Here is a 9,937-nt window from a genome sequence, read left to right as displayed (position 1 = left end):
GTAACACTCGCCTAAGACACGTCCCTAACGACGTCGTTAAACACGTGTCTTAGGCCATCAAGGCCCAATCCGGCAGGCGGTCACAATCGGGCGGTTACCCTTCGGCTCGTGGAAGACGCAGACCTTCATCGCCGGCCTGAGATCACATGGGATGGTCGCGCCCTTTATCGTCAATGCGCCGATGAACAAGCGCATCTTCGAAACCTGGATCGAAACACAACTCGCGCCGACGCTGTCGCCCGGCGATGTCGTCATTCTTGACAATGTCGGCTTTCACAAGAGCGAGCGAGCCGAGCAGATGGTCAAGGCGCAAGGCGCATGGCTTCTCTTCCTGCCACCCTATTCGCCCGACCTCAATCCGATCGAGATGGCCTTCTCCAAGCTCAAGGCGCTGCTGCGCAAGCGGGCCGCTCGCAGCTTCGACGCCATCGCCGAGGCCCTCGGCGACATCTGCAATCTCTTCTCCGTCACAGAATGCAGAAACTACTTCAATGCGGCCGGATATGAGGCCAATTAAATGCGACGCGCTTTAGATCGGAGCGGTGATTGGCCGACATTGCCCTGCTTGGTTGGTGAGTCAACTTTCATCGCTTTCCGGTAATGCTGCCCGGCGAGCGGCTACTACAAAATGGCCGAAACGCGCGAATCCTTTGGTCTGGAATTAAACGCCTATCTCCGGCTAGGGCCGGAACTGACTTGGAGGGCAACACCGAAACGGTTCTGATACCAACGAGCATTGATGCCGACTCGTGATGGGATTCCCAAATCAGTGGAATTCTGACTCATTATGCCAAACGGAGGTTTGGCATGGCGAAGGCGATATCGTTGCGGGCAGATTATGACGGAACGGCACTCAGGAGGCTGGCGAAGAAGGCAAAGGATGCCGCCCAGGTCCGGCGGCTGTTGGCGCTGGCTTCGATTTATGATGGCGGCTCCCGGCAGTATGCATCCGCGATCGGCGGGGTGACGGTGCAGATCGTCCGCGATTGGGTCTTGCGCTTCAACGAACGCGGCCCCGACGGATTGATCAACGGAAAAGCACCGGGCGGCCGGGCGAAGCTAAACGACGCGCAACGCCAGGCGCTGGCGAAGATCGTCGAGAGCGGTCCGATCCCTGCCGTGCACGGGGTGGTCCGCTGGCGACGCAAGGACCTCGTGCAGTGGCTCTTCCAGGAGTTTCGGGTCTCTATCGATGAAACGACGGTCGGGCGGGAATTCAAGGCGTTGGGCTTTGCCAAACTTTCGGCCCGTCCACGCCACTATGCGCAGAACGAACTGGAAGGCGAGCTTTTTAAAAAGACTTCCCAGCCGCGCTGGCAGAGATCAGGACGAAATGCCCGCCCGGCACGGATCTCGAAATCTGGTGGGCCGACGAAGCCAGAATAGGGCAAAAAAACAAGATCACGCGCCGCTGGGCACGTCGGGGAACTCGACCGTCGGCACCGCACGACCAACGCACCATGTGGGCCTATATCTTCGGCGCGATCTGCCCGAAGAAGGGCAAGGGGGCTGGCCTCGTCCTTCCTTACTGCGACACCGAGGCGATGCAGGAACACCTTGCCGAAATCAGTAACGCCGTCGATCCCGGAGCCCATGCGGTGCTCATCCTCGACCAGGCAGGCTGGCACGTCACGCCGAAGCTGAAGGTGCCGGACAACATCACCTTGATGTTTCTGCCGCCGCGGTCGCCGGAATTGAACCCGGTCGAGAACCTCTGGCAGTTCATGAGGGACAACTGGTTGTCGAACCGCGTCTTCAAGGACTACGACGATATCGTCGATCACTGCTGCCGCGCTTGGAACAAGCTCATCGGTCAGCCGTGGAAGATAATGTCGATCGGAATGCGCGAATGGCCCCACAGGTCATGATCAGCGCACGTTGGTATGACGCCTCATTTTTTATCATGCTCGCGGTAGTCAACTAGCTTGCCTGCTCGTTGACTGCACGCCCGGGAGGGAGCAGAGAATTTATCCGCCGGCAGGCGGATATTTCCATTTTCCAACCTTATTGACCCCATTTTGCCGCCGCGACTTCATATCTTCGATGTTGTCTATTTCAAAGAATGAGATAGTCGCCTGCGGCTGGCCATGCGTATGGAACACTTGGCGTTCGTATGCCTCCCCCTTGGGAAGATGCGCGTTGCTCCCGCCGTATCCGCCGTTATTGGCAATAAGCACCATTTGGAACATGTGGTAGTGGAGAGCTTGGGCCATTTGATCGAATGTCCCAACATCTTGATTTAATGCGGGTATCGCAAAAACGTCAGACTTGTCCCGGAGGTCACTGGCGAGCTTGAGGTCGGTAGCGTCGTAGCAGATTGAGGCTGTGAGCCAGAGGGGATCTTTGCCCACATCTGGAGACCACTCATACCCGACCAGCCACTGGCACGGTCGGAAACCGAAGATGTGCGGGCTAAAGGGTGTTTCCATTGGGGACAAGTGTTGTTTACCTTGCCTTCGGACGATCGTCTGTAGGCCTTGACCAGGCACAACCCGGGGGATGATCCACAGCGCCGAATTGACGAGGGGTTGGCCTGGCACTAGGCGCTCGTACGCAATGCCAGCCAGGATGGCTGTCTTGAACGCGCGCGCAAACGGAATGAGATGTGTATTCACATCGTCAGGGTGCACCGACAACTCAGGGAAGATAAGCCAATCGAGGCGTTTGTTTTCAGGTTTATGGGTCTCTCTCAGATCGAGCATCTTCTCAACCGCCGCCAAAGCGGTCGAGAGATGTTTTCGATGCTTCTTGCGCAGCCCCGGCGAACTCATTTCGAGGTCCGCGGCTGAAAAGTCTTTCTGTTCTGGCATAATGGATTGAACAACGCATGCCCTGAGCGGGCGCCCATTTTTTTGTGCGCCTGGGATGGGCGCAGCTGCCCTGAGTATCAGTACTCCAGTTGCCGGCCCGATTGCCTCGTAAGCTGCTGAGAGGCCCTCACGGACTTTTCGCTGGGCCTCATGAAGCGACAATTCCATGCCATCGCCCTGCCTCGGGCGGCAGCCTGGCCACCTTAAGAGAGAAAAAAGAAGGTCCTGCGTGAACTGCGATATCGGGAGCCAATCGTCACCAAACGCTTCGTGTCCGTTGTAAAAGCTATACTGCCGTTGGATCCAATGCCCCCGCGTAGGCCGATATAGGGGTTCGGCTTCCTTCCATGAGGGAGGGTAAACGGGTAGGCTGAAGTCTATGCGGGCCGTGAGAATATAGCGAAGCAGATAACCAAGTTGGAAGCGCCAACGTTGATCGTTGGCGCACCAGGACGGAGCACTATAGATCGATCTGTAACTCTTTGGGAATTCGAAATTTTCCAGTTCGATTTGCTTGACGCGAGCATAAGAGCCCACAGTCTCGATGGAAACATTGATGGTCGACGGTGTAACGAGGTTCGGAGCCGCTCCAGTTGCCACCGAATCAAGAAACTTCTCAGCAAAGCTCAGTACCCCAATTTCGTTTCTAATAGGGTTGAGCGCACCCTGTTGCCGAACAATCATGTGTAACGTCAGCATGTCCGACGCGTCTGATGGATCGGTCGTGCCCATGTCAAACGCCGCGGCTATGCTAACGTTTACCTCCTTTCCGACCGCGCGGTAGAGATCATGGGCAAACTCGATATCGCGCTTGGCAATGCTAGCGAAGCGACTAGGTGTCAACGAATGGCGGATCAACGCGATGGCTCGATCGACAGAAAGGAAGGAACGCCTGCTGACAACCGCCAAGATCGCATACTCGCGATTAGAGAGATCTCTGTGATCCCCTTGCAGGAAGGCGATCATCCCCCAATACTTGGGGTTCTGTCGGGTTGCTTTCGGCAACGCAATGGAGCTTGGGCCATGTACTGCTATAAACAACAGAGCCTGCTGCGTAAGATACCATGGCGGTAGGAATTCCTGGCCACTCACGACGCGAAGTGCTGTCTTAAGTAACAGACTTCGGTAGCCATCAATATCGACGCCATGAGGCAGACAATCCTGATCCTCAATGAATCCCGTTTCTGTTGCACCGGCTCGCAGCAGTTCGGCCATGCAATAATGGATGATCTGGCGAGACTCCTCCCGTCCACCTTGGCCAGTTAGATACGATTCGAAAAGTCTTAGAACCGCGCCGAGGACTTCTGGCGACGGCCAGAGGTCAAGCGCGACACGAAGGAGCCGCACGTTTGCGGGGTCAGCAATCCAGCGTTCGATGAGCATCAAGGCGAAAGCGTGAGCTTCGTCGTCGAGTTCCGACTGCGAAAGCCGGGATCGCCTAAAGGTCTCCTCACCAACCTCGGGGTCATCCGCCACCGATCCGTGGTCTAAGAGAGGTCGAAGGGAGCGGAACGTCTTCCGAAACCTTCCAGCGGCAAAACGGCCGACTGTCTCGTCCTTCACGTCCGAAATAGCTCTCAACGGCGATGGCTCGCGAGTACCCGCCGTCCTGCTTAGGTTCGATTGAGACCGAACAAGAGCTTCAATAGCCTGGATTACTTCTTCACCTCCGCTCGCGTCGAACCCACCGGAAATCGCGGTCTGGATACGCTCCATCTTGCGCGATTGCCGCACGAGCGGCTGCCTTCGACCGCCAACAGATGCCGTGACGGTTTTATCGGCGGAGAATTGTAGGCCTGCTGTAGTTGTCTCCAACTGGCTTTGAAGCCATGCCATGGTACGCTCTTGGGCATCCACTTGTGTGACACCTGGCGCTACCGCGATTGTTAGCCGAACATCATCGACATACCTGCAAGCGTCCCTTAGCCAAACGCCGGGGGCGATCTCCGCATCCAGCTGTCCGAGAAGAGTTTTGTCAAAATCCAACATAACAACGTTGGAAAAGAAACCCGCCGCTACGAGGCCCTGTGGCAAGGCCACCTTCTTGAAATCTGGGATCTCCGCTCGCCTTCTATATCGCTCGATCTTCTGTCTATCAGCAATCGACCAAGTCCAGTTCAGAACATGTTCGGCAAGTTCAAAGAAGCGATTGTCATCATCTGGTGTCTGTAATTGCCGAAGCTTCTTGTGAAGCTCCTCCGGGGTTACGCGGTCGTAGAATTGGCTAAGGTCGGACTGGATGATGAGTATTTCTTGGATGCCATCCAGTGATGCGGCTACAGCCTCTGGGCGGTTCAGGAAAGCCCGGTAATCCTGAAAGTATGCTCGGTAGAGTTTCGACGAACCCCAACGGTGGATTAGGCCATGCCCGGATTCCGAGGGGTCGCAGAATAACCGGTTTCCATAGGATATCACCGAACGGCGAACGGCGGCCGTGCGATAGTCGCCCAGCGGGTCACCCTGTGCGGTCTCGACGCGTTCGCTCAAGCAAAGCATAATCGCAGTCGCGGCAACTTGATCCTGAAGTGTTACGCGGGCCAGAGGTCGAATCTTTGCGGTTCCAGTTTTTATCGGCCCCCACTGCCCACTATCGTCTACTTGCCATCGCTGACTCTTCGGCGCCGGCACGAGTCTAAGGTGGTCGGATTGATAGGCTACAGCCCTTAGGCGCTCGCTGACCTTCGCCATGAACTTGGGGAGGTCGGCCGCTGCCCGATCAAGTTCAAGGGTATCCGCGAACCAATTGTGATATCGGATGTAGGAGGCGGCCTTCTTCCAGGCTTGCACGAGGACATACTCTTGAGTGACCTGCTCAAGCGTGGGGATAAGTCTCTGCATCTGTTGTTACCCGCTAGGTTGAAAAGGGCAGAAGTTGGCTCAAGCTCGATAGAGTACTCCGAGAACCCGCCGGGCGGTCGCAAAGCGAGGTACATCGTCGCGGAGGTCAGAGGCCAGCGAAACGACAAGCGAACTGCCGAGCCCTCCGATGCTCTCGAATTGCCGCATCCTTCCATCCGTTCCAGGAACTTTGGCTCCAATACGTTTGAAAACACTGCTACCATCATCGAGGGTCAACGCGACCAACATGCCTTCCTCCGAACCGAGCTGCTCTCTGCCGATGAGATCGCCGCCGAGTACAATCTGTCCCGGCAGCGCGAGGGGCACACCGCTTTCTTCGCGCACGCGATAGGCGGTTCTAATTTTCAATAGGCTGTCAGCGAAGCTCAGTTCTATCGCCTCTCCCCTACCCGGCGGCGGCGACGGCTGTTCGGTTAGCATGCCCACTATCCGATGAAGAACAATCGCGCCTTGATCGAAGAGCAGCGTCGGTCTCGATTGCTGCGGGTCGGGAGCTTCGGCAGCAAGAGCAAGCCCTTGGCCGTTAGCCGGCCTAAAGAGCCGGCGTGCGAGTAGATGTCCCTTCTGCCGCGCAATCACCAGGTTATGGTCACGGCCCTCGTATGGGACACTCTCTACAATGGCGATGCACCCGGCCGGAAGAGCGAATCCAAGATTATCCTGGCGGATCAGAAACAGGCTTTTGCCCTCGAACCAAGCCTGGTCAAGCGTTTCGGTGGCAGATTCCTGGCTTGCCTCATGACCCGAGCGCGCAGTGAATGCAGCCAAGTCCGGGTGGATCATTACACGGAATTCAGGAACAGTCGCGCGCGGGAAAGGCACAACCGTATCCGCAGGCCCTTGTTCCTCAAGCGGCTCATGCCATCGCCAGTGACGGAACTCGAGATGCATCTTTTCCGCAAGCTTGCAGACCGTCTCGAACTCCCCGGCCACGGCATAAACGTCTCCGGCGCTCAGGGTATCACGGTTGTGATGGGACGTGTTGAGCACTCTAAGGCAAGCCGAACCTTGTGCGAAACTGCGACACTTGCTGAACTCGTTGACGGCGCGTCCCTTGAACAATGCATTCGGGGGGCTGTTGATGAGGCTGTTCAAGTGCCCAAGATGATCCGACAGGGTCGGCAATTTCGATGCCGCCGCATAGCTTGGATAAGCTGGATCATCGAAAAGGTCGGCAAGGCGCGCCTCCAGAAAGATACGGACCTCGTTTGCGTAATCCTGAGCAAGCCTTGCATTATCCTTATCTTTCTCATAGGCGTCGCGTTTTCGCTCAAGCTCCTCCGTGGCGGACGCTGTTGTCAGTTCGCGGTACGGATTGACGGGATGAACACTACGATGTTCGATGCTGGCATGTTCCCGCCCTGCAGCAACGACAGCTCGGGCAAAATAGCGGTCATAGGTCGCGACAATGATCTGCGCGCCTTGCTTGGCTAAGTCGGGAAGCAAACGGGCGAGCTTCTCCTTATTGTCGTGGTCGAGCAGTTCCTGGGGATCATCGAGCAGCAGAAGTGCGATGCCGCCACGCTGGACAAGAACATGCTCCCAGAACGCTAGGAAAAAGCCCATTAGGTTGGCCCGCAAGGCAGATGCGTTTGAGATGTGCTGTGCGGGCGCGTGGGCGGTTTCAAATCCCACGCGGATTTCAAGAACGCCCTTGCTGTCCATAGCCGTCTCCCGAAGGCCGTGGCCGGCCATTGGGTACGAGTTTTGGTAACAGCGGTCGCGCCAATAGGTAGCCCGACGGTGGAGCAGCCGCCGGAGGTGCTCGACCTGCTTTTCTGCAAGGCTTCCGAGCTCGATGAGCTTACTCAATGCAGTGGCACCGCGCTGGTAGAGTTCGAGTCGCTTTTCTTTGTCCCGTCGCAACTTCAGCTGCGCTTCCATGCGATTGCAATATTCCAGGGCAGCGTTCAAAGGAGCAACGCCTTTTGCAATGGACGCAAGTGCCTCCAGTTTCACGGTGATCGAGGTCGCATCGGTGATTTCTGGAGGGTCACCAGCGCATCCTTGCAGAATGGCCTGTGTGGCCTTCGATAGCTCTTCTCGATGTTCGGCTCGCCATCCGGCGAAAGCCCTTGCGCGTGCCAGACGATTGATAGTTTGCAATAGCGGTGCCGACACCTTATCGAGCGGTGGAGGGAGAGGCTGAACGGCCGGTTCTGTGAAGCCCGGCAAGTTCTTCAATTCGCGCCGGCAAAGAAGGGCGACGCCTTCCTTCAAGCTGCCAAGAAGACCACCGAAGGCTTCCGTCGCGAAAAGATCGTCGACAAGCGCTGCCTGGATGAGCTCTGATGGATGCGTAGGCAGATCGCGGTTCAGTTCGGCCTGAAGTGCCGCCGGACACTTCGCGACCAGTGCGTTGGCCCATGCCGTCGCCCAGTTTTGATGCGTCAACGACAGTAGCTTCTGCTCGCTCTCGCTGACCTCTGCCAGATGATCAAGCACAGCCCGCTTCGTGAACGGGTCGACGACACCGTCGAGCGAACGCGAACATACGCCACAAGTCGACGGATCGTGCTCCTGATGATCGGTCATCCAGCTGGCAACACGCGCATATAGTTGCTTTCGCGCTCCTAGACTGGGCGTCTTTGCAAGCTCCGCAAGAACCGAAGCCTCCTTTCTCAACCTCGAGATTTGCTCGTCAACAGCCGACCAGTCCTCGTCGGTTAGATCTCCAAGCATCCGCAAGCGCTGCACGTTGGGCAGTTGGCCCATTGATCGGAGTTGCCCTTGTGCCGGCCCAATGTTTGCTTCAAGCTCATCCCGCGTGCGTTTGTCTGCAGGGTCAAAAGCCGAACCGAAGATCTTTTGCGCGGCTCGAAATGCCTCTGCCTTCAGTCCCGTGAAATGGGCTGCAAGTTCCTTTAGCTCTGCTTCGACGTCGAGTGAGGAAGATGGCCTTGGCAACGGAGTTTCGGGGGCCATCGAAGGGTATTCATCGATCTGGCCTTGAAGATCGGAACGAGCCTGCAGGAAGCGGGAATCAAAATTCTCGATTTCGGCCTCGCGCTCCTTCCTAAGCTCACCCTTGAGCTTGTCGCGGGCTTTTCCGGCGTGCTTGGCAAGATCCGAGATCTCAGCTAACCCTGTTAACTTTGCTGCAGCTTTCCCCATATCGGACGCCGATCCGACCTTCAAGAACTGCAAAAGCGCCGGCATTATCGTACCAATGCGCAGTGAAATTGGATCAACTCCCAGCCTATCAGCACCAGAAACACTCTCAGAAATCTTCCCTCTGGAGGTCCGAACCTGAGTTCGCCGCAGGGGCGGCAAAAGGTTGCCGCTTTGATCAACGAAGGTCACCTCCACCCAACTGTCAATCGGGACTGGCTGTCCTACCGGTGGTGTGTAATGCACTGGGTTAGGCAGAGGCGTGATTGGTGTCAGGGAATGCGCGGATGTCTGTGCTGTGCCATCAATCGTTCGAATATAAAACCCTTCAAACTCTTCTTCCCCTTTCTCCGGTGGCCGCTGCGGACGCAAAATCTCGCCCGTAAGACACCAGATGATTGAGTTCAGCAGCGACGTCTTACCGGCGCCGTTTCATCCTTCAAATAGCGTAATCGGTTCTCTCGGCTCGAAGACAAAGTCAGCAGGAGGCGTTTCGACGGTTCCATATGAGTGAAGGCCGGCAAAACGGTGCGCGATGACCCTGGCCACCTTCAAGCGGCGGTTCGTTGCTGGCGTCAAAACCTCAGGGATCGGTAAGTTCGGAAGTGGAGCAAGCATCGACGAAGCGATCGCGTCCACGTCGGCTGCCATGACTTTACCGGCCCATTTCGATCTACTCACCCTGTACCAGTTCAAAATCTTGCGGCTGTCAGCATCCTCCAGCCGGAAAGCGCGTTGATTCTCCCCGGCCGAAACACTCGCTCCGCCGATTAACTCGGCAAATAAGCTATCGATGGTTTGTAGATGCAGAGGACGTCCGGATGCGGTTGTGTCGTTCATGCAATAGAAGCTCGCGAGATGTTGCGGCTGGCAAGCGATTCGCGAGCTCAACCATGACTAGAACAGATTAGACCGTACGATCGTCGCCGCAATGCGAATTTTGCAGAGGCTTTGAAGAGTTCCTTCCACCGGAGTACCTCGCTACGGAGGTCGGCGACGCGAGCTTCGACACGGTTTGGGACAACGACCTCGTCGTGCAGCTGATTTTCTGGACAATGGAGCCGCCTCTCCTTTCCAGCTGCGAGAACCCCGATCGTGGCAATCGCACAGCTGAGACAAAAGCCTAGCTTCGGTTACGCGCCAAATCGTCCGGAATA

General features: G+C 56.6%; 3 protein-coding genes and 2 pseudogenes. 2 read left to right on the top strand and 3 right to left on the bottom strand.

Annotation, left to right across the window (positions count from 1 at the left end; genetic code table 11):
- Positions 1-97 precede the first annotated feature (97 nt).
- Positions 98-517: pseudogene (locus tag QN219_RS31640) on the top strand (IS630 family transposase); the annotation flags it as partial.
- A 290-nt stretch (positions 518-807) separates the two neighbouring features.
- Positions 808-1,868, top strand: a protein-coding gene (locus QN219_RS31635) for an IS630 family transposase (RefSeq protein ID WP_284004384.1) whose coding sequence is annotated in 2 segments (ribosomal slippage) — positions 808-1,300 and positions 1,300-1,868 — 1,062 coding nt in all. Because the reading frame shifts where the segments join, the coding sequence is not laid out codon by codon here.
- Positions 1,869-1,967: 99 nt separating this feature from the next.
- Here the strand turns inward: QN219_RS31635 and QN219_RS31630 are convergent.
- From QN219_RS31630 to QN219_RS31620, 3 genes and pseudogenes are all read right to left on the bottom strand, one after another.
- Positions 1,968-5,648 carry an RNA-directed DNA polymerase gene (locus tag QN219_RS31630; protein WP_284004382.1) on the bottom strand — a complete coding sequence of 1,227 codons (3,681 nt, stop codon included), beginning with the start codon at positions 5,646-5,648 and terminating at the stop codon, positions 1,968-1,970.
- 39 nt (positions 5,649-5,687) lie between these two features.
- Positions 5,688-9,200: pseudogene (locus tag QN219_RS31625) on the bottom strand (hypothetical protein); the annotation flags it as partial.
- A 12-nt stretch (positions 9,201-9,212) separates the two neighbouring features.
- A complete protein-coding gene (locus QN219_RS31620) occupies positions 9,213-9,620 on the bottom strand; it encodes a hypothetical protein (protein ID WP_284004378.1) in 408 nt (135 codons plus the stop codon).
- Positions 9,621-9,937: the final 317 nt, after the last annotated feature.

Source organism: Sinorhizobium sp. 8-89, from assembly GCF_030124325.1.
Lineage (GTDB): Bacteria > Pseudomonadota > Alphaproteobacteria > Rhizobiales > Rhizobiaceae > Sinorhizobium.
The sequence above is the reverse complement of the archived record's forward strand: the minus strand, read 5'-3'. Positions and strand labels throughout refer to the sequence as shown.

Coding starts and splice junctions, on each gene's coding strand:
- QN219_RS31630 (WP_284004382.1), bottom strand. CDS start 5,648: ATGCAGAGACTTATCCCCACGCTTGAGCAGGTCACTCAAGAGTATGTC.
- QN219_RS31620 (WP_284004378.1), bottom strand. CDS start 9,620: ATGAACGACACAACCGCATCCGGACGTCCTCTGCATCTACAAACCATC.